This window comes from Haloferax litoreum (genome assembly GCF_009674605.1).
Taxonomy (GTDB): domain Archaea; phylum Halobacteriota; class Halobacteria; order Halobacteriales; family Haloferacaceae; genus Haloferax; species Haloferax litoreum.
This window is the reverse complement of record NZ_WKJO01000001.1, coordinates 2,045,165-2,066,359: the sequence shown is the minus strand read 5'-3', so window position 1 is coordinate 2,066,359 and position 21,195 is coordinate 2,045,165. Positions and strand designations below refer to the sequence as shown.

Sequence of the window (21,195 nt, the reverse complement as noted above, 5' to 3'; positions counted from 1 at the left end):
GTCAGTCACCCTCCGCCGCCGCGGCGTCGCCACCCACTGCCGACTGCATCGCCTCCAGCACTTCTTGCATTCCATCGACGTCTCCCGGTTCGACCATCGTCGCTTCGCGCTCTGCCGGTGCCTTCGGAATCGGGTCGACAGACGAGACGATGGTCGGCGACCCGTCGAGTCCGATGTAGTCCGGGTCGACGTTGATGTCGGCGTGGTCCCACACGGTGAGGTAGTCCTCGTAATCGGGTGCTCGCTCCGTCGTCGCCGCCCGGAGGTCCTTCAGAGTCAGTCGCTCCCCTGCCGAGCGATACGACGGGACGAATTCGGGGTCGGTGACGACGAACGCCGGGAGCGATACCTCGACGGTCTCTATCTCTTCGATGTCGCCTTCGACGAGGCGCTTCGCTCGCAGTGTTCGCGCCTCTTCGTCGATGTCGAGGGAGATGACGTGCGTCACGAGTGGCATATCGAGACACCAGTTCGTCTGGGGGCCGGTGTGACCGGTCTCCCCGTCTGCCGTCTTGAACCCCGCAAAGACGATATCCGGCATCTCGCCGAGGTTCTCGATGGCCGCACTGAGCGTAATCGCCGTCGCCCACGTGTCCGCCGCCGCCATCTCGCGGTCCGAGACGAGATACAGGTCGTCGGCGTACACCGACTCCATCGCCTCTTGGAGGACTTCCTTGTACCCCGGCGGACCCATGCTCATCACGCTGACGTTGCCACCGTGTCGAACCCGCGTCTGGAGCGCCGCCTCCAGTGCAAACTGGTCGTTTGGGTTCATCACTGTGGGCGTCTTGCCGCGTTCGAGATGCCCGTCTTCGTCGAACGATACCTGTCCCTCTCGAAAGTCAGGGACCCCTTTGGTAAGTACCACCGTGTGCATTGAGAACACTCTCTCCTTAATGCTAGCTCATATTCATAATAATCTTTTGTGCTACCCCGTTGGAAAGTCAGCGAGGGCTGTTGCTCTCGAATCGGGCAAACGGCCGCGGAGGAACCAAGGGTCGATTAGTCGCGTCGACTAGATGCGTCCGGCGCGTCCCGGGTCGACGTCGATGGCGTCGACCGGGCAGACGTCGACACAGAGCATGCAGTCGATACACTGGTCTTCGTGTGTCGGTTCCGCTTTGATGTCCGATTCGGGGTGGCCGGGTGTGTCGACCCACGTGAACACGTCGACTGGACAGTCTTCGAGGCACGCACCGTCGGCGAGACAGATGTCGAAGTCGACGGCGACGTGCGTCCCGTGGATACCGAGTTTCTCTGGTGGGTCAGTAGGGCCCCAGACCGCGACACCACTCCCATCGTCGACACGCTCTCGGTTCTCTTCGAAGGACGGGTCAATTGGCATGGTTCTTGTTACCATTCCGTTGACGGGACAATAAATCATGCCCCGAACACGGGACAGAGAATTCTCGATGCGGTGATTACCCCAGAGGTGCAACGAGCAGACATGGACCTGTTCTTCTGGGTCGCACTCGCCCTCCTCGTCCTCGGCGTCGTCGGGAGCGTCCTCCCGTTGCTTCCCGGTGCGGTGCTCTCCGTGGCCGGTGTCCTCGTCTACTGGTGGTCGACCGGGTTCACGGACCCCGGTCTGCTCGGCCTCTTTAGCCTCCTCTTCGTCGGTGTCGTGGCCGTCGCCACCGACTACGGTGCCGGGTTTATCGCTGCCCGTGTCGGCGGCGCGTCGACCCGAACGTCCATCCTCGCTGGTGTGGTCGGTTTCATCCTCCTGTTCGTCCTCGGTCCACTCGGAATGTTCCTCGGCGTCGCTGGAACCGTCTTCGTCATCGAGTACCTCGAACACGAAGATGCAGAAGAGAGCGGTCGACGCGCCCTCTACACGACTGTCGGTGTCCTCGCGTCGTCCGTCGTACAAGTACTGCTGACGCTCTCGATGCTCGTCGGGTTTGCCGTCGTGGTAGTGTTGTAGGCGACGATACTCGCCTCACTCCACACTCAGGTCTGGGTCACCATGGGGTGGCTACACCGCGAGGCCATCGACGACACCGGCGGACAGGGCGAGCATTAAGAGCGCCACGAACAGCAAGAGCCACCAGTTTCGCGTCACGAACCGGGCGGTTCGATATCTCATTCACTATCACCTATGTTAACAATGGTCATGGATGGGCTTATGCATTCGGGACCACCCGAATCGCTCTTTTCGGCGACACGCTGATACTGCCATACTCACCGTACCAACATTTACCGTACTGCTGCCTCCCATTCACACCTCGGCGACGACCCGTGCCGGCGCGCCGTCGGCATCGACCCGAAGCGGCAACACGAAGAGGTCGAACGAACGGTCGGTCGGGAGTGCCTCCAACCCGCGGAGGTTCTCTACGATGAGGTTGCCAGCGCCCAGCACCGCGTGGTGAACCGGAACCCCATCACCGCCAGTCGGGTCGGGACTGAGCGCGTCGAGTGCGACTGAGAATCCGCGGTCGGCACACACCTGCCCCGTTTCCGGTGCGAGCGCTGGGTGGTCGGTCATCCGGACGGTCCCCCACTCGTCTTCCCACCCCGTTCGGAAGACGAGACAGTCCACGTCGGGGTCCAATTCGGCGGGTATCACGCCCGCCGTGACGAGGCCGTTCGCACCCGCGTCGCGACAATCGACCACCTGCGCGGTGAATCGGAGGTCCTCGACAGAGTACGAATCCAGCGTCGCGCCGTCCGCCTCGGTGTGCGCCGGAGCGTCGACGTGAGTGCCGGTGTGGGTGCCGAGTTCGAGACGAGAGACGCGATAGCCGTCGGCGTCGAAGTCCGCGTGCGATTCGACCGAGACGGCCGGGTCACCGGGGTACGTCGGCATCCCGGACTCGACGCGACGAGTGAGGTCTACGAGGGTCACGACGGGTCCTACGCGGGCGTCGGTAAAACGAGTGTTCGTGTGTGAAGTGAGTGGTTCGAGGACAGTTCCCTACTTGTGCGCGAAGTAGACGAGCGTCTCGTCGTGACCCGCCGTGTCCACGCGGACGAAGCCGACGCGTTCGAACTGGACGAGTTCGTCTTCGGGCACGTCAGCGAAGTCTGGTTCAGCGACGCCCAGCACGTCGCCGTCCATCGTTCGCATTCGGACCGAGACACCGTCTGCGGGCGCCCAGTGAATCACCGCAACGTCACCTTCGCGGACCACGTCGAGGTCGTCACCGGTGGCGACGAGCGTGTCGTCCTCACGGCGGACTGCGCCGAACCCTTTCAGCCAGACGCGCTCTCCCTCGGCGGGCACGTCACCGGATTCGAGGAGGACGCTATCGCCGACGGGGATGTCGCGGGTGCCGCGTTCTTCGAAACTCGGATGGAGTGGCGGGTGGGCAACGTCGGGACCGCCTTCGATGGCGAATTCTTGCCCGTGGCCAGACCACGTCTGGCCGCCCGCCGAGGTCTCCTCGGCGACGTCGCGGACGAGGAAGTAGCGGTCCGTCTCGTCGTCCACGAGGTCACGGTTGTTCGCGTAGATGCTGGACATCGAGAGGTCGACGTTCGAGGTAGAGGTGCCGAGGCCGACCATCGCGTCCACGATAGCCTGTCCGCGGATGCCGCGGCGGCGGAGGCTCTTGATAGTCGGCACGCGCGGGTCGTCCCAGCCGTCGAGTTCGCCCGCGTCGATGAGTTCCTTGATGCTCGACGTGGACATCTTCACGTCGTACTCGTCGACCTGCACGTGGCCCCAGTGGATGACTTCGGGGTAGTCCCACCCGAAGTAGTCGTAGACGAACCGTTGACGCTTCGCGGAGTCTTGCAGGTCGATACCGCGGATGATGTGCGTGACCCCCGTGAGGTGGTCGTCGACGCCAGACTGGAAGTCGAGCATCGGCCACGCGCGGTAGTCTTCGGCCTCTGGCCGTGGGTGCGGCGTGTCTATCATCCGGAAGGCGACCCAGTCGCGCAGGGCGGGATTCTTGTGTTCGATGTCGGTCTTGACGCGGAGGACCATCTCGCCCGAGGTGTACTCGCCGGCGACCATGTCCTCGAACTCTTCGAGTGTCGTCTCCGGGTCCTTGTCGCGGTGCGGACACGGCTTGGCGTTGTTCTTCAGGTTCGAGAACTCCTCACCAGTGCACGAACAGGTATACGCGCCGCCCATCTCGATGAGTTCGCGGGCGTGGTCGTAGTACGTCTCGACGCGGTCCGAGGCGCGAATCACGTCGTCGGGGTCGAACCCGAGATAGTCGATATCTTCGAGGATAGCGTCGTACGCGCTCAGGTCGGGACGCTTCGTCTCCGGGTCGGTGTCGTCGAAACGGACGATGAACGACCCATCGTACATGTCCTTGTACGTCCCGATGACGGCGGGCATACGGGCGTGGCCGAGGTGCCACGGACCGTTGGGGTTCGGCGCGGCGCGCATCCGAACTTCGTCGTACGCTTCGACGTTGGGAAGGTCGGGCAGCAGTGATTCGTCTTCTTCCTCTTCTGCTTCCATCTCAGCGAGTTCCTCGGGCGCGAGTTCCTCCAGTCGGTCGCGCTTTTCGTCCGCCGAGAGTTGGTTGACTTCGGCGACGACGGGCCCGATGAGTCCGGGAATCTCGCCACCGTGCTGTCGGAACTCTGGGTTCTCGCCCATCAGTGGGCCCATGATGGCACCCACGTCGGCGTCGCTGTCGTGCTTGACCGCGTTGAGGAGTGCGTGTTTCTCCGCTTCTCGCTCGACGCGTTCTCGAAGCTCGTCGTCCATTACCGTCCGATTCCGCGGCGCGCCTAAAAACAGGCCCGGATTGCGGGGAAGGGTCCTCGCGCGGGCAGGGGTACGTGAATTGTTAACACGGCTAAGTAAATATGAGTTGCGGCGGTGACACACAGAGAGTGACTGTAAGCGCGAGTGTCGGACGAAGCGTCCAACAGAAATGAGTGCCGACACCGGGGTCGGTCAGTACCCGCGGGTGATGAGGTAGTCGGCGATGTCGCGCAGCAGGTCGCGTGCGTCGTTGTCGGGGAGGACGTCGAGACGCGCCTTCGCCTGCTCGGTGAGGCCTTCTGCCATCTCACGGGCGTAGTCGATGCTGCCGGCCGCTTCGAGTTCCTCGACGGCGGCCTCGACGTCAGCCTCGGTGAGTTCTTCGGCCGTCTCGGCGTCGACGAGGGAGTCCACGTCGATACCCTGTTGGCGTGCGTGCAGGGAGATGACCGTCTCCTTGTTTTCGACGAGGTCCGAGCCTCGCTGCTTACCCAGTTTCTCCGAGGGCACGGTCAGGTCGAGCACGTCGTCTTGAATCTGGAACGCACTGCCGGACTCGATGCCGTACTGGTAGAGGGCTTCGACGACGTCGTCGTCGGCACCCATGAGGACTGCCGGGATGGCGGCCGCGGTGCCGTAGAGGACTGCCGTCTTGAGTTCGACCATCTTGAGGTACTCGTCGGGGAGCACCTCGGTCCGTCGCTCGAAGCCGATGTCGAGCGCCTGCCCCTCACAGATTTGCGTGCAGGTGGTGGCGAGGCGGCGGACCGCTTCGAGGCCTGCCGCTGGGTCTGCGCCCGTCTTCGTCAACAGTTCGAAGGCCTTCGCGTACAACGTGTCGCCCGCGAGAATCGCGGTTTCGGTGTCGTACTCTTTGTGGACTGCTGGGACGCCGCGTCGCAGGTCGTCGTCGTCCATGATATCGTCGTGGATGAGTGTGAACGACTGGATGACCTCGATGCTCACAGCGGCAATCATCACGTCGATTGCTTCCCCGGTGAGCGTCGGGAACGCGCGGTAGTCTTCCGACATCGGTTCCACGTCCGCGAGGGACTCGGCCGTCAAGAGCGAGACTGTCGGGCGGAGTCGCTTTCCACCGGCCTTCAGGAGGTACCGAGAGGCCTCGTACAGCCGTTCTGGCTCGGCCATCGGCACGTCCTCGTCGAGTGCGTCGTTGACGAGTTCGCGTCGCTCGCGAATCGCCTCGAGCACTCGCTGTTCCGTCGCGTCCGAACTCATCACTCCACCAGTTGGATCATGTTGCCGTTCCGCGTCACGTGGACGTCGCGGCCGAGGGCGTAGCCCTGACTCTCTGCGAGGTCCACGTACGGAGCGAAGCCCTTGAGGTTCTGGTGGGCCGGGATGACGTGCTGGGGCTGGAGTGCCTGCAGCATCTCGTAGTGCCCTTCCTCACGAAGGTGGCCGGAGACGTGGATGTCGTCGTAGATGCGAGCGCCCTGCATGCGCAGGAGACGCTCGGACTGGTAGCGCTGCCCTTCGTTCGTCGGTTCCGGGATGACGCGGGCCGAGAAGATGACCTTGTCACCGTCGTCGAGTTCGTACGGCGTCTCGCCGCGGCCCATGCGGGTGAGCATCGCGCGCGGTTCGCCCTGGTGGCCCGTGACGATGGGGAGGTAGTTCTCCTTGCCTTCCTTCATGATGCGCTTGAAGGTGCGGTCGACGGACTTTCGGTGGCCGTACATCCCGAGGTCGTCGGGGAGGTCGACGAAGCCGAGACGCTCGGCGGTGCCGGAGTACTTCTCCATCGAGCGACCGAGGAGGACAGGTTGTCGGCCGATGTCGTTCGCGAACTCGACGAGCGAGGAGACGCGCGAGATGTGCGACGAGAACGTCGTCGCGACGATACCGCCGTCGTAGTCTTCGACGGAGGTCATGACGTCCTTGAGGTGGCGACGAGCGACGGATTCGGAGGGCGTGCGGCCCTTCCGACCGGCGTTCGTACAGTCCTCGATGTACGCGAGCACACCGTTGCCCTCGCGGCCAATCTCGCGGAAGCGCTTCATGTCGATTGGGTCTTCGAGGACCGGCGAGTGGTCCATACGCTTGTCGAGACCGTAGACGATTGCGCCCTCGGGCGTGTGGAGGACCGGGTTGATGGCGTCGATGATGGAGTGGGTGACGTGGACGAACTCGAGTTCGACCTTTCCGGAGTCACCGATGGACATCGTCTCACCGGCGCTCATCTTGACGAGGTCGTTGTTGACGTTGAACTTGTTCTCGCCTTCGATTTGCTGTTTCACCAGTTCGATGGTGAACGGCGTCGCGACGACGGGGGCGTCGTAGCGGTGTGCCAGTTTGGAGATGGCACCGATGTGGTCGAGGTGGCCGTGCGTCGGCACGATTGCCTTCACGTCACCTTCGAGGTCACTCATGATACGGTCGTCCGGGATGGCGCCCATATCGATGAGGTCGAGGCTGTGCATCTTTTCTGTCTCAACGTTGTCGTGGATGAGGACCTGCGACAGGTTGAGACCCATGTCGAAGACGACAACGTCGTCTCCGGCACGGACGGCCGTCATCTGACGGCCGACTTCTTCGTATCCGCCTATGGTTGCGATTTCGATTTCCATGGTTTGTATCTCGATATTCCGAGCATCGAAAGCCACGATGTGGCGAAGGTGCTCACGGAAAGACGGGTGTCTGGGGGCCATCGGCCCCGGCGTCTTGCAGCTCGTCGGTCGATTGACCCCGCGTGCGAGGTGCGCCCAGCCGGTCGATGTGGGCGCACCCGCACTTACCCGCGGGTTTCTGGTATCGGCACCTACTCACCGGGGTACTAAAAACTACGTGGGTTCATCGCGCCCGCACAACCGGTCGTAAATAGAACGGGGAGGAAACCAACAACGGGGAGAGAAGTGGAGACGAGCCGGGGAACTGACACGAATTCGTCCATCTCACCTCGCCCGACACCGATTTCGGTAGGCAGCAGCCTGATAGCCAGCGCTCGGTGACACTCTCCGATTCGTGCGGTTCGGCACCTTTAAGATAATTACGAGAAGGAATTGAAACATGAGCGGTCGACCTCTCGACGTCCTCGAAGCGTCACTCGACGAACCGGTGACGGTTCTACTCAAGGACGGAAACGCATACTTCGGCGTCCTCGCTGGTTACGACCAGCACATGAACGTCGTACTCGAAGAAGCGCTGGACGAAGACACCGTGCCCGGGGATATCGAACTCGAGCAAGTCCAAGACACAACCATTATACGCGGCGATAACGTCGTCACCATCAAAGCATGACGGGTGCAGGAACCCCCAGCCAAGGAAAGAAGAACAAGACGACGCACGTGAAGTGCCGTCGCTGTGGCGAGAAGTCCTACCACGTGAAGAAGAAGGTCTGCTCGTCTTGCGGCTTCGGTAAGTCGAAGAAGCGTCGCAGCTACGCCTGGCAGTCGAAAGCCGGCGACAAATAACGACTCTCGACGGTCTCTGACCGTCATTTTGTCTTCTGTCTCGCCGTCACCCGGCGAGCAACCAACCCGCGTTCCTGACTCCCGGTTTGTCGTCTCATCCATGCCATTCGGTACCACTAGACTTTCAGAGAGGCATCGTTCACCGTAGGGAGCCGTTCTCATCGACCATCGCTGACTGGCCCCAGCATAGACTGCTATCGTCACCGACTCGGGAGCATCAGCGCCTACTCGTTCTCTCACCAGACAATACACGATTATGCATAATATCTGGTGTTGAAACCCGCAGTTACTGCATAAGGACGGGTTTTTTACCCCCTCCCCGCGCTATTTTCATCCATGGCAAATGGGCGGGACGACTCCCACCACATCAGCGGACCAACCGAGAAGTGCGGTGTCGTCGGTGTCGCACTCGGCGACCGAGACGCTGCTCGACCCCTGTACTACTCGCTGTACGCCCTCCAGCACCGAGGGCAAGAGTCCGCAGGCATCGTCACCCACGACGGGTTCCAACAACACAGCCACGTCCAGATGGGCCTCGTCGGAGACGCTTTCAGCGCGTCAGACCTCGACGGTCTGAACGGGCAAGCGGGCATCGGCCACGTCCGTTACCCGACTGCCGGCGACGTGACGAAATCCTGTGCGCAACCGTTCGCCGTCTCGTTCAAGTCGGGGTCGCTCGGCCTCGCACACAACGGCAACCTCGTGAACGCCGACGAACTCCGCGACGAACTGGAGAACTTCGGGCACGCGTTCACCTCGACGGGCGACACCGAGGTCATCGCCCACGACCTCGCCCGCAACCTCCTCGAAGAGGACCTCGTCCGCGCCGTCAAACGGACCATGGAGCGAATCCACGGGTCGTACGCGCTGACCATCATGCACGACGAGACTGTGCTGGGCGTCCGCGACCCAGAGGGGAATCGCCCACTCTGCATCGGTAAACTCGACGACGGCTACGTCCTCGCGTCCGAGTCCGCCGCCATCGACACCCTCGACGGCGAACTCGTCCGCGACGTTCGACCGGGCGAACTCGTCGTCCTTGAACCCGACGGGTCCGGATTCGATTCCTATCAACTCGTCGAACGCGAAAACACGGCCCACTGCTTCTTCGAACACATCTACTTCGCCCGTCCCGACTCGGTGATGAACGACACACTCGTCTACGAGGTGCGCCGTGGTCTCGGGCGTAAACTCTGGGAGGAAGCGGGTGTCGACACCGACGTGGTCATGCCCGTCCCCGACTCTGGCCGGGCGTTCGCCTCCGGATACGCGGAGGCGGCACAGGAAGACGACGCGAGCGTCGAGTTCGCCGAAGGCCTGATGAAGAACCGCTACGTCGGCCGGACGTTCATCATGCCCACACAGGACGAACGCGAACGCGCCGTCCGCCTGAAACTCAACCCCATCAAGAGCACCGTCGAGGGGAAGTCCGTGACCCTCATCGACGACAGTATCGTTCGCGGAACGACCTCGAACCAACTCGTCCAACTGCTCCGTGAGGCCGGTGCCGAAGAGGTCCACATGCGAATCGGTGCGCCGCCGATTGTCGCGCCCTGTTACATGGGTATCAACATGGCCACGCGGGAGGAACTCATCGCCTCGGACAAGTCTGTCGACGAGGTCTGTGACACCATCGAGGCCGATAGCCTCTCGTATCTCTCTATCGACGCTGTCTCTGCAGTCCTCGAGAAGTCGCGTGCCGACCTCTGTCTCGGGTGTGTCACCGGTGAGTACCCCTACGACATCGACGGCGAGGAGACCGACCGCGACATCAGTCGCCCTGTCGTCGGTGCCGACGCCCCGGCAGACGACTGAAACACGCGCAGTTCTTCCGACTCGGACACCAGACCCTTACTGGTGGCTGACACACTGGTTTTCGGTGGGTTGCCGTCGTCTGTCATCGTCCGTGACTCTCACCGGGAGGCGTGCTAACATAATCAACGCGTCGTTTCTTTTCCTTCGCGTTCGTACAGTCACACGTACTTCGGCCCGTCAGAAACCGGGTGACGGAACGGAGTACAGACGGAGTGCAATGCGACCGACGGGGCGACGTGTAACTACGCGAGACGTCTCGCCCATCTCCGTCTTTGTGACCTGCCGGTCACACCACGTACCGACTACCTGTCCGAACAACTCTCGCATCGGGAACCGTTCTCGACACGCAGGTTCGGACAGGCAACTCCCTTGTCGTCTCAGTACACGACGTAGAGGAGGACGTAGACGACGTTTCCGAGAACGAACGAGATGAGCCACAGCGACGCCGCGATGCGACCGAACCGGGCGTGTTGGGTGTTGAAAACCTCCGAGAGCGGGCGGGTCAACGCCAACAACAGGACGTAGTAGACGATGGGGACACAGACGACGGCGAGGAGGATGTGAATCGCCAGCGTCGGCAGGTAGACGAACTGGTAGACTGCGTCGGGACCGGGGAATTCGGCAGTCCCCTGAACGACCACTTTGTAGAGGTAGAGGACGAGGAACGTGGCGAAGAGGACGAACGAAGTGAGCATCATCCGCTGGTGTCTTTCCACCTCTCCGCGGCGGACGAATCGGACGCCGGTGACGATAGTCACGATAGCGACCGTACTGATGACCGCGTTCGCGTGGGGAATCGCGTTCAAGAACGACTCCGGTGCCTGCGGGATGACCGCCCGAGGAATCGCCCCGAGGACCGCCCCGAAGACCAGCGCGAGCGAGAGTACTGAGAGGATTGCCGTGAGTTCACGGACGTGGTCGCGTGCTCGAAGCTCCATAGCCGTATTGGGGGACTGCGACGGGAAAATCGTTCTGTCCATCGGTCCGCTACGTCGCCTGCAAACGCCCGACATTGTCGAGGCGAAAGGAAAGTCATTTAAATTACCGCGGGGTAACGAAGAGTGCAGCAAGACACAGCGAGCGTGGGTAGCCAAGCCAGGCCAACGGCGCAGCGTTGAGGGCGCTGTCCTGTAGAGGTCCGCCGGTTCAAATCCGGTCCCACGCATCGCAAGATGCAGGTGACGTCCCTACACGGACATCACCCACGCACAATCCTTCCGAAACTACCACCCACGAGAGAGTTCCCTTCGTGGGTTTTCCACCTCTTCACACTGCAAGCGACGGCGCTGTCCCGTCCTCGATTTCTCACTCTGCTCCGTCCAATCGGTACCCGAATCCCCGCACCGTGCCGCGAGTTTAAAAGGGTCGAACGAGTAACACGCCACATGGCTAAGTATTCGACCAACCGGGGCGGCGGTGACTCCGGTGGCGACAGTTGCGAACTCTGCGGGCGGACGACCACGAAACTCCGCCGGGCGAACGTTGCCGGTGCGAACCTGCTGGTCTGTCCCGACTGCGCCCCTCACGGCGAGAACCGCCACACCGACCGGAAGAACGAGCAGTCGCAGTCCACACGAGACGACTCTGAGCGTAGTCGCCGCAAACGCGCCGCCCAGCGAACGGCGAAGATGTACGACAGCGCCAAGGGGAGCGCGAAGCACTGGGAAGAGAAGGGGACGAACTACGAGAAAGACCGTCTCCCGTACCTCGTGTCTGGATACGGCGATATCGTCGAATCTGCCCGACAGGACGAAGGTCTGCAACTGGACGAACTCGCAGACGAACTCGAACTCGAAGAGAAACAACTGCTCGCCATCGAACAGGGCCGGGCGACGCGCGCGAACGTCGGCGGGTCGGTCATCCGCGCACTCGAAGAGCGACTCGACGTGACCCTCGTAGACGAGTAGCACGATTTTTCTCCCTCGGGCGTCTCGACGCCCACATGTCATCCTCTCTCGCATCCGACAACCCGACGGTTCGGGCGTTCGAGGCGACAGTCACCGACGTCGACGGCCAGTCTGTCGTCCTCGACGAGACGTACTTCTACGCCGAAGGCGGTGGGCAACCGTCCGACCGTGGTGTGCTCGGCGACACCGAAGTCGTCCACGTCCGAGCAGCGGACGGAGTCGTCGTCCACGAACTCGCCACCGAACCGACCTTCTCGGTTGGCGACGAGGTGACCGGCGTCGTCGACGACGACTTCCGGACCTACTGTATGCGGGCGCACACTGCGAGCCACGTGCTCTACGGGGCCGCACGCCACATCTTCGACGAACTCGGCTACGGTGGGTTCGGCATCTCCGACGAGAAAGTCCGCGTCGACTTCGAGACGACGACTGACGTCGACGACACGGCACTCGTCGAGTTAGAACGCCTCGTCAACCGAGCAGTCTGGGACGCCCGTGACGTGTCGTGGGAAGAGATTCCGGTCGAAGAGGCACGCGAACGCGAGGAAATCGCGTTCAACGTCAAGACCGAAGAGGGTGTCTTCGCCGACGCCGACGAGGTTCGCATCGTCAGTATCGAAGGCTGGGACTGGGGCGCGTGCGGCGGGACGCACGTCTCGAACACCATCGAAATCGGCCCGGTCGAAGTCCTCGGTCGCTCGAACCCCGGTGAGGGACTCACTCGCGTCGAGTTCGCAGTCGGCCCCTCGGCCATCGACCACCGCGCCGAGTTGCAGACAGCAGCGTACGACGCGGCGAGTGCACTCGGGACGAGTCTCGATGACCTCGGACCGACGGCGTCCAGCGCCGTCGAGGCCCGAAGTGACCTCGAATCCGAACTCGCCGACCTGAAGTCGGAAGTACTCGGTGCGCGCCTCGCCGAGTTCCAGACTGTCGAACGCGGCGGACTGACGTGGAAGATTGGGTCGATTTCGGGATTCGAGGCCAACGAGGTCGGTGAGGCGGTGAAAGAAGCACGCGACGACGCCGACGTGATGGTCGCCGTCGGCGAGTCGAACGCGCCGTTCCTCGTCGTCGCCAGCGCAGGAGACGTCGCCGCGGGTGACGTCGTCTCCGAGGTGACCGACGAGTTTGGCGGTGGCGGCGGTGGCAGTCCGACGTTCGCACAGGGTGGCGGCATCGGCGCGTCCGCTGACGAGGTGTTGGCGTTCCTCAGAGACTGAACGCCGAGGCTCGGTGGTCCCGTCTAACGGTTGCTCGTTTCGCCGTTCTCCGTTCGACTCACTCAGTCCGTGAGGTGTCGTTCGAGGAAGCGACCCTCTCGGTCGACGACTTCCTCGAAGGCGTCCCCGACGTACGCATCGAAGTGTCCCAACGGGTATCGGACCCGTTCGACGTCGTCGAGTTCGTCGACCAGTCGGTCGACCGTCGATGCGGGGATTATCGCGTCGTTCGTCGCCTGTGCGATAAACACCGGGGCGTTGACGTTGCGCGCACGAGCGAGTGGTCGATAAGTCAGCACAGTGAACGAGACCCGCGCAGCACAGCGGTTGTCCCACTCCTCGTCGTCGGGTATCAGCGCTTCGACCCCGTGGACAGCGTCGGGCGTGTTGAGAAGCGCGAACTCGTCGGGTGACCCGACGAGCGGGATGTAGTATGGTTTTCGGCCATGAATCGCTCGCCACGCGTCGCGGAGTCCTGCGACGACGCTCTTTTTGAGGTAGTCCAGTCCCCCGCGTCGAACCAAGTTGAGTCCCGTCCGTGGCCCATCAGAGAACGGCACCTGCGCGACGACTGCACGGATACCGGCCGCGCGGGACGCGGCGTCGATGACGTGGCCACCGCTGAACGACGTACCCCAGAGCGCAACCCGGCCGGCGTCCACCGTTGAGAGCGACCGCACGTAGTCGATAGCCTCGAGCCAGTCTGCGCGGTGGTTGAACGGGTCGACCAGGTTTCTCGGGGTCCCCCCACTCGCACCGAAGGTTCGGTAATCGAAGACGAATACTGCGAGTCCCCGTTCAGAAAACCGCTCGGCGAAGGCGGGTAAACGCCACGTTCGTTCGCCACCGAACCCATGTGCCATGACCACGACCGGTGGGTTCTCGACATCGGTTGGTCGGTAAAGCCACCCGGCGCAGGCGACGCCCTGACTGTCGAACGTGTGGTCCTCTCGGGTCGTCGTCTCCATACTGTGACTTCACAACGAGTCTACTAATCGGTGGGTGTCGGACTGCCCACGCATCACCGAAGTGAACAGAGTCGCGGGATGGTTCAATCATCTTTTTCAATGACGATCCGTAGTGGACACCATGGAATCAGTAGGGTCTGCTACGGGTCTGACTGGCGAGCAACGGGCCATTCAGGACGTGGTCCACGAGTTCGCAGTCGAAGAGATTCGGCCAACTGCACGCGAGGCAGACGAGACGGAGACGTTCCCCGAGGACGTCTGGGACGGCCTCGCCGAACTCGACTTGACGGGACTGACCGTCCCCGAGGAGTACGGCGGATTCGGTGCCGACCGAACCACCTACGCTGTCGTCAACGAGGAAGTCGCCTACGGCCAACTCGCCGTCGCCACCGCCCTCTCGGTTCACTGTCTCGCCACTGAGTGCATCTCGGAGTTCGCATCCGAGGAGCAGAAAGAAGAGTGGCTTCCCAAGATGGCGCAAGGTCGCCCAGTCGGGATGTTCGCCCTCTCCGAACCCGAAGCGGGGTCGAACCCGGCCGAGATGTCCACCGTCGCTCGCCGTGAGGGCGACGAGTACGTCATCAACGGCCAGAAGCAGTGGATTACGAACGGCCAGCGTGGCGGCGTGTGCATCCTCTTCGCCAAGACGGACCCCGACGACCCGAACTCGGTGACGCAGTTCCTCGTTCCCGAAGACGCCGGCTACGAAGTCGGCAAGAAAGAAGAGAAACTCGGCCTCCGCGCGTCTGATACGACCGGCCTCACCTTCGACGACGTGCGTATCCCTGCCGAGAACCGCCTCACTGAGGAAGGGCGCGGCCTCTCCGCGGCGTTCCACATCCTGACTGGTGGTCGCATCGGCATCGCCGCGCAGGCGACCGGACTCGCCCAGTCGGCGCTCGACGACGCCATCTCCTACGCGAACGAGCGTGAGCAGTTCGACAACCCCATCTCGAAGATTCAGTCGATTCGTCACAAGATTGCGGACATGGGGACGAAGGTCCACGCGTCGCGCACGATGGTCCGCGAAGCGGCCCGCGTCGCCGACGCCGGCGAAGACCCGCGGACCGCCGCATCGATGGCGAAGTACTACGCCAGCGAAGCAGCAGTCGACGTGACTAACGAAGCCGTACAGGTTCACGGTGGCTACGGCTACACGACCGACTTCGACGTGGAACGTTACTACCGCGACGCGAAGATTACGACCATCTACGAGGGCACGAGCGAGATTCAGAAGGAAGTCATCGCCCGGTCGCTGCTCGACTAACTCTCGTTTCCGATTTCAGGCGACAGTTTTCGTCTTCCGGCGTGCGACGGTGATACGACCCGCTCCGACAGCGGCGAGTAACAGACACCCAACGAGTGTCACCCACGCGCCGGGCGCGGGGACGAACGCTCCCTGCCACGACAGAATGAACCACCCGACTGCGACAGCCCCGCCGACGCCGACGACGAGTTCAGCGCGTCGCAACCGGCGACCAGCGAGTGAGAGGACAGAGAGGCCACCGACAGCGACGAGGAGCGCGACTCCATGCGGAAGTTCGAGGCCACTCCCCATTCCGGGGTAGTAGATGGCGATGACCGGTCCCTCGTGGTTCGGGTCGACTTGCACCCACGGCATGAGAACACCGGCTACGACGACGAACGAAGGAAACAGCGGAAGGAGGCGGTCACGCAGCGAGGAGAACATGGATTCGAGTTGTTACTCTCCAGTATAGGTCTTCTCCCGAAGCGTCTTTTCGCTCGAACACCCTACATCGACTAATGAGTCTCCCCGACCTCGCTGACTTCGACGCCGTCGTCTACGATTTAGATGGCACGCTCGTGAACCTCCGCGTCGACTGGGACGACGCGGCAACCGACGTGGCCGCCGTCCTCCGAGACGCCGGCGTCGACGCCGACTCGATGGACCTCTGGGACATGCTCGACGTGGCCGACGAGGCGGGCGTCCGCGACGAACTCGAACTGGAACTCGCCTCGCACGAACGACAGGGGGCGTGGGTTTCTGACGTGCTCCCGCTTGCCGACTATCTCCCGGACGACGGCGTTCCCTCCGGTGTTTGCTCGCTCAACGCCGAGGACGCCTGCCGCGTCGCACTCGACGTACACGACCTAGCTGATTACGTCGACGCTGTCGTCGGACGCGACACCGTCGAGACGCGGAAACCGGACCCGGAACCGTTGCTCACGACGCTCGACCGGATGGACGCCGACCCCGACTCGGCGGTGTTCGTCGGCGACTCCGCCCGCGACGAAGTGACTGCCGAACGCGCGGGCGTCGCGTTCCGGTACGTCGGCGACGGACCGTCGGGCGTCTGAATTGGAAGACGAATAGCGAACAGGCGGCACTCGGCGTCCGCGAGGCGACGTGCCGCACAACCGCGTCACGCCTCACGGTGGGTGTCAACGCACACGGGGTCTGGCCGCGTCATGGCAGATAAACCTCAGTCGGGACGCTATCGCCTCGCCGTGTCCGTTAAGCCCGCCGAGTCCTACGTTTCTCTCATGGGATTTCCGGTCTCGTACTACTGCCCGCACTGCGGTTCCGTCGTCGAACTCGAACGGGACGGCTACCTCGCCGATAAGTCGGTGACGCCGTACCCGTTAGAAGGGTGGGACTACGCCGACCCGTCAGGAGACTTCGAAGACGCAGACGGTGTCCACTTCGTCTGCGGCGAGAGCGACGCCTCGGCGGTGGCATGGACTGACGACGTGAGTGACGCCGCCGACGTAGAAAATCCCGGTCTGGCGTCGCCGTGCGGACGCGACTTCTACCTCTCGTTCGTCAAGTATGAAGACGGGCGAGAAGTCGAAGCAGTCCCCGAGAGCGACTACGTCGTTATCGGGGGACAGGGACCGTCGACTCCGCGAGGGCCGAACGCTGGGCCGCGCGGACCCGGCGGCTACTGAGTAGGCCATCCGACTCCGTCTCTGTCTCACACCGGGCGCTACCACCTGTCACTCTCGATTCAATACCCTGCGTGACGATATGAAGGTATGATACCAATACAATCTGGATTCAGCCTCGGTGACGTGTTCTTCTTCCTCCCGTTCGCCCTCCTCGGCGTCGCTATCCTCACCTTCGGTGTGGTGATTGCCTACCTCGAACACAGAAAAGAGATGGCGCTCATCGAGAGCGGTCAGTACGCCGAGGTGAATTCGGACTCGCGGGCGTGGATTCTCGGTGGAGGACTGCTCGTCCTCGCCCTCGGCCTCGGGAGCGTCGTCTCGGCACTCCTGTCCGGTAGTGCAGTTGGCGACGGCGTCACCGCCGTCTTCGTCGGCCTCGCTGCCCTCGCGTACTACTTCTACAAGCGTCGGACTGTGACCGCGACCACAGCCTAAAAAATCCGCTTCTCGGCCGGTTCAACCCTTGATGTTACAGACCGGGAACGTCCGCGCGACTTTGTCGCCGATGCCCAACTCGTCAGAGACACGGACGACTTCGTCCACGTCCTTGTAGACGCCCGGTGCCTCTTCTGCCACCGTCGCACCCGACTGCGCCTTCACGAATATCTTCTCTTGCTCGCGGAGTTCTTCTTGGACCGTCTCGCCCCAGTACTCCTGTTTCGCCTTCGTTCGACTCATCAATCGACCCGCACCGTGGGCGGTAGACCCGAACGTGAGGCCGAGTGACTCGTCGCCGCCTCGGAGGACGTAGCTTCCAGCGCCCATGCTGCCGGGGATGATGACCGGTTGCCCCACGTCGGCGTACGCCGGCGGGAGTTCGGGTCGCCCGGCGGGGAACGCTCGGGTCGCACCTTTTCGGTGGACGTAGAGTTCTCGCTCCTCGCCGTCGATGGTGTGTACTTCCTTCTTCGCGATGTTGTGCGCGACGTCGTAGAGCAGGCGCATCTCCATGTCGTGCCACTCGCGGTCGAACACGTCGGCGAACACCTCGCGCGTGCGGTGCATGATTAGTTGCCGGTTCACCCACGCGAAGTTGATGGCGGCGCACATCGCGCCGTAGTACTCCTCGGCCAGTTCTGACCCGGCGGGCGCGGCGGCGAGTTCCTTGTCGGGGAGTTCTTCGAGCAGGTCGTTGTGCTCCTTCTCGATTCGTCGCAGATAGTCCGTACAGGTCTGATGACCCAGTCCGCGGGACCCGCAGTGGATGAGGACGACGATTTGGTCTGCTTCGAGACCGAACGACTCGGCGACGTCGTCGCGGTAGATATCGGTGACACGCTGGACTTCGAGGAAGTGGTTACCGGACCCGAGACTGCCGATTTGGTTTCGACCACGGTCTTTCGCTTTCTGCGAGACGTACTCTGGATGTGCGTCGTCGCGGAACCCTTCGTCTTCGCAGTGGGCCAGGTCGTCTTCGGTGGCGTAGCCTTCGTCGAGTGCCCACTGCATCCCGCGAGCGAGGATGTCGTCGATGGTCTCGGCGTCACCGTTGACGACACCGCCGCCGCCGAGGCCGGACGGGATGGCCTCGAAGAGGGCGTCAACGAGTTCCGCTTCCTTCCCCTGAAGGTCTTCGTAGGTGAGGTTCGTCGTCATCATTCGAACCCCGCAGTTGATGTCGTATCCGACAGCACCGGGTGAGATGCATCCGTCAGTGGTGTCTGTCGCGCCGACGCCGCCGACGGGGAACCCGTAGCCTTGGTGACCGTCTGGCATGCAGATGGCGTGTTTCGTGATACCCGGCAGGTGCGTGGCGTTTCGCAACTGTTCGAGCGTCTTATCCTGTCCAATCTGTTCGAGCAGTGCCTCGGAGGCTAGAATCCGTGCGGGGGCGTTCATGTCGCCCTCCTGCGGAATCTCCCAGACGTGCTCGCGAACTCGTCGCAGTTCGATATCGCCGAACTCGCGTGTGGTCATGGTCGAACAATCGAGACGGCGATTGAATAGGATTCCGTCACGCGCCTGTGTCAGTCGTCTCACACCGAATGCCGTGCTCCAATCGGTCAGTCGCTCTGTGTCGTCCGCGGCGGCGCGCTGGTGTCGGCAGTAGTCGAACTGTCGTGGAGCGCCGCATCCACCGAATACGGCCCGCCACCGGTCACGAGGAGCGCCGAGACGAGTCCGAACAACGAGATGTGCGCGAGGACAGGGTCGTCAGGGAGGCCGAACAGCGTCGTCGTGAAGAGCAAGAACGCGACACCGGACGCCGCGCGCGTGAACGCCCCGACGATGAGGAGGACACCGACGAGCAGTTCGGTCAACCCCGCACCGACGACCCACAGTTCGGGTGCGACAGGCACGACGGCCGTGAGGTCGTACTTGGCGACGACGGCGAGTGCGTCACCGGGTTCCATCAGTTTCTGTGCGACACCGAGGTAGACGAAGGTGAGTCCGAGGCCGACGCGGAGAATCACGGGAACGTACGATTCGAGGTGACGGGTCCGTTCCACGAACGGGAGCGCGACGCGGCGATAGAACGGGTCGAGACGTGAGTACACGGTCCGGTCGTCTGCCGCCATGGACGCGACGACGTGGTCTGCACTGGGCCGTCCGCCACCGACGAGTGCAATCGCGAGGAATCCGGGGACGTACTCGAACGCGAGGAGGAGTGCAGGCTCGACGGCGAGCGCGACGAGGTACGAGACGAGACCCACGGCGGCGACGAGTCGCGTCCCGAACCCGAACAGGAGGAGGAACCCGATGGTGATGCCGAACAGGCGGACGAAGACAGGGGCAGCAGGTTGGACGACGGGCGAGAAGAAGTACCCCGAAAATCCTGCACCGACCAACGGAAGTCCGACTGCGAGGCGGAGAAGCCACGGCAGGCGGTCCTCGTACGACCGGAGTGTGCGGCGGAAGACTCGAACGTCGTCCGGAAACGGCCGGAGTCTGAGATACGCCAGCCCAGTAGCGATGGTGCCGAATGCGCCCACGGAGAGGACGGCGAGGTTAAACGGGTCCGTCAACGCGTCGGCGAGGAACGCGGCGACTTCGACGGGGTCACTCCCCGGTGTCACGTACTTGACGTGCGCGCTTGCCGTCCCCGTGGCGAGGGTGAGGAGGGTGACGAGTCCACTCAGCGCGGCCCCGCGTCGAACGGTGGAGGACATGCACGATACTACGGTCGAGACGGCATAACGTCGCGGGATAAATTCGGTCGAAGACGGCCGATAGAAGGTATGAAACGATAGAATACGCGAATTACACGTCGAATACCACGTACGATTCCCACCCGTCGTTGGTCGGTGCGAGTCGCATCTCTGAATAGGTGACTGCCTTCACGTCACGGGCCTCTACGTCCGCGAAGGGAACACCGCGGGCCGATGCGTCGACGACCCACTCGTCGCCGTCCTGTGTGACCGTCGCCTCGTGCGCAACCGGTAGCACGCCTCGAACGTCCCGTTCGTAGATGAGTTGGTCGAGATAGTCGAACAGTGCCGCCTCGCGACTCTCGGCGCGGACAGAGAGCGAAAATCGCTCGCCAGTCTCGGGGATGTCGTCGCACATCGCCGCCGCGAGGCCGTCGGCGACGGCGGCGAAGACGGCCCCCAGACTCGGGCCGTCGGCCTCGACGGCCACGTCGGCGGTGTGTTCGCGGAGTGTGAATCCCATATCCACTAGAGAGGTGGCGTGTGTCCTCGTCCTTTCGGTCGACAGTCGTGACTCTCGTCGGTCGTCGCGGGCGGCGATACTTCGCGGAGTTCTCTCGTGATTGAGACCTGTCCTGACGGACGGTGGAGTTATATTCTCGCTCCGGTTACCTCGGGACGTGAGCGTCAACGTGGAGATGCGAATCGACGGCCCCGGCGAGACGGAGTACGCCGAAACGGCGTGGGCCCTCAAAGAAGAAATCCGGGTCAACGAGGGCCTCCTGAAGCAACGCCGTGGGTTCTTCATGGACGCCTACCGCCGGTCGACGACCTATCTCCTCTTCGAAAACGACGCACTCGTCGCCTTCGCGTCGACACGACGCGACGGCTACATCCTCTTTCTCGCAGTCTCTCCCGAGGCCCGCGGCAAGGGCTACGGAAAACGTCTCGTCGCCGAAGTCGCCAAAGAGCATCCGGTCGTGACCTGCCACGCTCGAACGACGAACCGGAACGCCCTCGACTTCTACGAGGCGATGGGCTTCGAAGTCCAGCGACGCATCGAGAACTACTACGAAGACGGCGGCGCGTCGTACTATCTCCGCCTCGGGGAAGAAGCGAGTCTCCGGGAACGACTCTCCGAGTTCTTGCGGCGGTAACCCACCCGCACACCGAC

The 21,195-nt window shown here is 62.8% G+C and carries 23 protein-coding genes and 1 tRNA gene; 12 read left to right on the top strand and 12 right to left on the bottom strand.

The window, feature by feature from the left end:
* Nucleotide 1: 1 nt before the first annotated feature.
* On the bottom strand, nucleotides 2-877 hold the full coding sequence (locus tag GJR96_RS10630; RefSeq protein WP_151162910.1) for an electron transfer flavoprotein subunit beta/FixA family protein: 876 nt from the start codon (nucleotides 875-877) through the stop codon (nucleotides 2-4).
* Nucleotides 878-1,015: 138 nt separating this feature from the next.
* Complete coding sequence (locus GJR96_RS10625) at nucleotides 1,016-1,345, bottom strand: 4Fe-4S dicluster domain-containing protein (RefSeq protein WP_058572090.1); 330 nt, start codon at nucleotides 1,343-1,345, stop codon at nucleotides 1,016-1,018.
* 102 nt (nucleotides 1,346-1,447) lie between these two features.
* Between GJR96_RS10625 and GJR96_RS10620 the strand changes: the two genes are divergently transcribed.
* Nucleotides 1,448-1,927, top strand: coding sequence for a DUF456 domain-containing protein (locus GJR96_RS10620; protein WP_151164011.1), 480 nt, complete (start codon nucleotides 1,448-1,450; stop codon nucleotides 1,925-1,927).
* Nucleotides 1,928-2,221: 294 nt separating this feature from the next.
* Here GJR96_RS10620 and GJR96_RS10615 read toward each other — a convergent pair whose 3' ends face one another.
* The 4 genes from GJR96_RS10615 to GJR96_RS10600 all read right to left on the bottom strand — a co-directional run bounded on the left by GJR96_RS10615 (nucleotide 2,222) and on the right by GJR96_RS10600 (nucleotide 7,266).
* Nucleotides 2,222-2,848: a cyclase family protein gene (locus tag GJR96_RS10615; protein WP_151162909.1), complete on the bottom strand. Its 627-nt coding sequence runs from the start codon at nucleotides 2,846-2,848 to the stop codon at nucleotides 2,222-2,224.
* Nucleotides 2,849-2,917: 69 nt separating this feature from the next.
* Nucleotides 2,918-4,675 (bottom strand): glutamate--tRNA ligase, encoded by a 1,758-nt coding sequence (locus GJR96_RS10610; protein WP_151162908.1) that lies wholly within the window; start codon nucleotides 4,673-4,675, stop codon nucleotides 2,918-2,920.
* A gap of 192 nt (nucleotides 4,676-4,867) precedes the next feature.
* The gene (idsA3, locus tag GJR96_RS10605) at nucleotides 4,868-5,914 is read right to left on the bottom strand and encodes a geranylfarnesyl diphosphate synthase (protein ID WP_151162907.1); all 1,047 of its coding nucleotides are present in this window, start codon (nucleotides 5,912-5,914) and stop codon (nucleotides 4,868-4,870) included.
* The gene (locus tag GJR96_RS10600) at nucleotides 5,914-7,266 is read right to left on the bottom strand and encodes a ribonuclease J (RefSeq protein ID WP_058572086.1); all 1,353 of its coding nucleotides are present in this window, start codon (nucleotides 7,264-7,266) and stop codon (nucleotides 5,914-5,916) included. The genes idsA3 and GJR96_RS10600 overlap by 1 nt, the downstream gene beginning before the upstream one ends.
* Nucleotides 7,267-7,705: 439 nt before the next feature.
* On the opposite strand from GJR96_RS10600, the gene GJR96_RS10595 reads away from it, so the two are divergent.
* The 3 genes from GJR96_RS10595 (at nucleotide 7,706) to purF (ending at nucleotide 9,924) form a co-directional block, all read left to right on the top strand.
* Nucleotides 7,706-7,936 (top strand): LSM domain-containing protein, encoded by a 231-nt coding sequence (locus GJR96_RS10595; RefSeq protein ID WP_004042938.1) that lies wholly within the window; start codon nucleotides 7,706-7,708, stop codon nucleotides 7,934-7,936.
* The gene (locus tag GJR96_RS10590; RefSeq protein WP_082682159.1) at nucleotides 7,933-8,109 is read left to right on the top strand and encodes a 50S ribosomal protein L37e; all 177 of its coding nucleotides are present in this window, start codon (nucleotides 7,933-7,935) and stop codon (nucleotides 8,107-8,109) included. Before GJR96_RS10595 ends, GJR96_RS10590 begins: the two co-directional genes overlap by 4 nt.
* A 336-nt stretch (nucleotides 8,110-8,445) precedes the next feature.
* Nucleotides 8,446-9,924: an amidophosphoribosyltransferase gene (gene purF, locus GJR96_RS10585; protein ID WP_151162906.1), complete on the top strand. Its 1,479-nt coding sequence runs from the start codon at nucleotides 8,446-8,448 to the stop codon at nucleotides 9,922-9,924.
* A gap of 377 nt (nucleotides 9,925-10,301) precedes the next feature.
* Here purF and GJR96_RS10580 read toward each other — a convergent pair whose 3' ends face one another.
* Nucleotides 10,302-10,862, bottom strand: coding sequence for a DUF420 domain-containing protein (locus tag GJR96_RS10580; RefSeq protein WP_151162905.1), 561 nt, complete (start codon nucleotides 10,860-10,862; stop codon nucleotides 10,302-10,304).
* A gap of 142 nt (nucleotides 10,863-11,004) precedes the next feature.
* Here GJR96_RS10580 and GJR96_RS10575 point away from each other — a divergent pair.
* The 3 genes from GJR96_RS10575 (at nucleotide 11,005) to GJR96_RS10565 (ending at nucleotide 13,054) form a co-directional block, all read left to right on the top strand.
* Nucleotides 11,005-11,089, top strand: a tRNA-Leu gene (locus tag GJR96_RS10575).
* A gap of 220 nt (nucleotides 11,090-11,309) precedes the next feature.
* Nucleotides 11,310-11,831 carry a multiprotein-bridging factor 1 family protein gene (locus GJR96_RS10570; protein ID WP_151162904.1) on the top strand — a complete coding sequence of 174 codons (522 nt, stop codon included), beginning with the start codon at nucleotides 11,310-11,312 and terminating at the stop codon, nucleotides 11,829-11,831.
* Between the two features lie 35 nt (nucleotides 11,832-11,866).
* Nucleotides 11,867-13,054: an alanyl-tRNA editing protein gene (locus GJR96_RS10565; RefSeq protein ID WP_151162903.1), complete on the top strand. Its 1,188-nt coding sequence runs from the start codon at nucleotides 11,867-11,869 to the stop codon at nucleotides 13,052-13,054.
* Nucleotides 13,055-13,116: 62 nt separating this feature from the next.
* Here the strand turns inward: GJR96_RS10565 and GJR96_RS10560 are convergent, their stop codons facing one another.
* Entirely contained in the window at nucleotides 13,117-14,022 is a 906-nt protein-coding gene (locus GJR96_RS10560) for an alpha/beta hydrolase (RefSeq protein ID WP_151162902.1), read from the bottom strand.
* Between the two features lie 121 nt (nucleotides 14,023-14,143).
* On the opposite strand from GJR96_RS10560, the gene GJR96_RS10555 reads away from it, so the two are divergent.
* A complete protein-coding gene (locus tag GJR96_RS10555; RefSeq protein WP_151162901.1) occupies nucleotides 14,144-15,289 on the top strand; it encodes an acyl-CoA dehydrogenase family protein in 1,146 nt (381 codons plus the stop codon).
* A 15-nt stretch (nucleotides 15,290-15,304) separates the two neighbouring features.
* On the opposite strand, the gene GJR96_RS10550 is transcribed toward GJR96_RS10555, so the two are convergent.
* Nucleotides 15,305-15,712, bottom strand: a complete 408-nt coding sequence (locus GJR96_RS10550; RefSeq protein ID WP_151162900.1) for a hypothetical protein — start codon at nucleotides 15,710-15,712, stop codon at nucleotides 15,305-15,307.
* Nucleotides 15,713-15,786: 74 nt separating this feature from the next.
* Here GJR96_RS10550 and GJR96_RS10545 point away from each other — a divergent pair, with 74 nt between their 5' ends.
* The 3 genes from GJR96_RS10545 to GJR96_RS10535 all read left to right on the top strand — a co-directional run bounded on the left by GJR96_RS10545 (nucleotide 15,787) and on the right by GJR96_RS10535 (nucleotide 17,367).
* A complete protein-coding gene (locus GJR96_RS10545) occupies nucleotides 15,787-16,341 on the top strand; it encodes an HAD family hydrolase (RefSeq protein ID WP_151162899.1) in 555 nt (184 codons plus the stop codon).
* Between the two features lie 186 nt (nucleotides 16,342-16,527).
* Nucleotides 16,528-16,932 (top strand): hypothetical protein, encoded by a 405-nt coding sequence (locus GJR96_RS10540; RefSeq protein ID WP_151162898.1) that lies wholly within the window; start codon nucleotides 16,528-16,530, stop codon nucleotides 16,930-16,932.
* Nucleotides 16,933-17,019: 87 nt separating this feature from the next.
* A complete protein-coding gene (locus GJR96_RS10535; RefSeq protein WP_151162897.1) occupies nucleotides 17,020-17,367 on the top strand; it encodes a hypothetical protein in 348 nt (115 codons plus the stop codon).
* A gap of 21 nt (nucleotides 17,368-17,388) precedes the next feature.
* On the opposite strand, the gene GJR96_RS10530 is transcribed toward GJR96_RS10535, so the two are convergent.
* The 3 genes from GJR96_RS10530 to GJR96_RS10520 all read right to left on the bottom strand — a co-directional run bounded on the left by GJR96_RS10530 (nucleotide 17,389) and on the right by GJR96_RS10520 (nucleotide 20,544).
* The gene (locus GJR96_RS10530; RefSeq protein WP_151162896.1) at nucleotides 17,389-18,849 is read right to left on the bottom strand and encodes an RtcB family protein; all 1,461 of its coding nucleotides are present in this window, start codon (nucleotides 18,847-18,849) and stop codon (nucleotides 17,389-17,391) included.
* A gap of 86 nt (nucleotides 18,850-18,935) precedes the next feature.
* Complete coding sequence (locus tag GJR96_RS10525; RefSeq protein ID WP_151162895.1) at nucleotides 18,936-20,042, bottom strand: DoxX family protein; 1,107 nt, start codon at nucleotides 20,040-20,042, stop codon at nucleotides 18,936-18,938.
* Nucleotides 20,043-20,133: 91 nt separating this feature from the next.
* Nucleotides 20,134-20,544: an archease gene (locus tag GJR96_RS10520; RefSeq protein ID WP_151162894.1), complete on the bottom strand. Its 411-nt coding sequence runs from the start codon at nucleotides 20,542-20,544 to the stop codon at nucleotides 20,134-20,136.
* 157 nt (nucleotides 20,545-20,701) lie between these two features.
* Between GJR96_RS10520 and GJR96_RS10515 the strand changes: the two genes are divergently transcribed.
* On the top strand, nucleotides 20,702-21,178 hold the full coding sequence (locus GJR96_RS10515) for a GNAT family N-acetyltransferase (RefSeq protein ID WP_151162893.1): 477 nt from the start codon (nucleotides 20,702-20,704) through the stop codon (nucleotides 21,176-21,178).
* The last annotated feature ends 17 nt before the right edge of the window (nucleotides 21,179-21,195 follow it).

Coding starts and splice junctions, on each gene's coding strand:
- GJR96_RS10545 (WP_151162899.1), top strand. CDS start 15,787: ATGAGTCTCCCCGACCTCGCTGACTTCGACGCCGTCGTCTACGATTTA.
- GJR96_RS10550 (WP_151162900.1), bottom strand. CDS start 15,712: ATGTTCTCCTCGCTGCGTGACCGCCTCCTTCCGCTGTTTCCTTCGTTC.
- GJR96_RS10610 (WP_151162908.1), bottom strand. CDS start 4,675: ATGGACGACGAGCTTCGAGAACGCGTCGAGCGAGAAGCGGAGAAACAC.
- GJR96_RS10595 (WP_004042938.1), top strand. CDS start 7,706: ATGAGCGGTCGACCTCTCGACGTCCTCGAAGCGTCACTCGACGAACCG.
- GJR96_RS10570 (WP_151162904.1), top strand. CDS start 11,310: ATGGCTAAGTATTCGACCAACCGGGGCGGCGGTGACTCCGGTGGCGAC.
- GJR96_RS10520 (WP_151162894.1), bottom strand. CDS start 20,544: ATGGGATTCACACTCCGCGAACACACCGCCGACGTGGCCGTCGAGGCC.
- GJR96_RS10620 (WP_151164011.1), top strand. CDS start 1,448: ATGGACCTGTTCTTCTGGGTCGCACTCGCCCTCCTCGTCCTCGGCGTC.
- GJR96_RS10530 (WP_151162896.1), bottom strand. CDS start 18,849: ATGACCACACGCGAGTTCGGCGATATCGAACTGCGACGAGTTCGCGAG.
- purF (WP_151162906.1), top strand. CDS start 8,446: ATGGCAAATGGGCGGGACGACTCCCACCACATCAGCGGACCAACCGAG.
- GJR96_RS10540 (WP_151162898.1), top strand. CDS start 16,528: ATGGGATTTCCGGTCTCGTACTACTGCCCGCACTGCGGTTCCGTCGTC.
- GJR96_RS10625 (WP_058572090.1), bottom strand. CDS start 1,345: ATGCCAATTGACCCGTCCTTCGAAGAGAACCGAGAGCGTGTCGACGAT.
- GJR96_RS10590 (WP_082682159.1), top strand. CDS start 7,933: ATGACGGGTGCAGGAACCCCCAGCCAAGGAAAGAAGAACAAGACGACG.
- GJR96_RS10555 (WP_151162901.1), top strand. CDS start 14,144: ATGGAATCAGTAGGGTCTGCTACGGGTCTGACTGGCGAGCAACGGGCC.
- GJR96_RS10565 (WP_151162903.1), top strand. CDS start 11,867: ATGTCATCCTCTCTCGCATCCGACAACCCGACGGTTCGGGCGTTCGAG.
- GJR96_RS10600 (WP_058572086.1), bottom strand. CDS start 7,266: ATGGAAATCGAAATCGCAACCATAGGCGGATACGAAGAAGTCGGCCGT.
- GJR96_RS10630 (WP_151162910.1), bottom strand. CDS start 877: ATGCACACGGTGGTACTTACCAAAGGGGTCCCTGACTTTCGAGAGGGA.
- GJR96_RS10560 (WP_151162902.1), bottom strand. CDS start 14,022: ATGGAGACGACGACCCGAGAGGACCACACGTTCGACAGTCAGGGCGTC.
- GJR96_RS10580 (WP_151162905.1), bottom strand. CDS start 10,862: ATGGAGCTTCGAGCACGCGACCACGTCCGTGAACTCACGGCAATCCTC.
- GJR96_RS10525 (WP_151162895.1), bottom strand. CDS start 20,042: ATGTCCTCCACCGTTCGACGCGGGGCCGCGCTGAGTGGACTCGTCACC.
- idsA3 (WP_151162907.1), bottom strand. CDS start 5,914: ATGAGTTCGGACGCGACGGAACAGCGAGTGCTCGAGGCGATTCGCGAG.
- GJR96_RS10535 (WP_151162897.1), top strand. CDS start 17,020: ATGATACCAATACAATCTGGATTCAGCCTCGGTGACGTGTTCTTCTTC.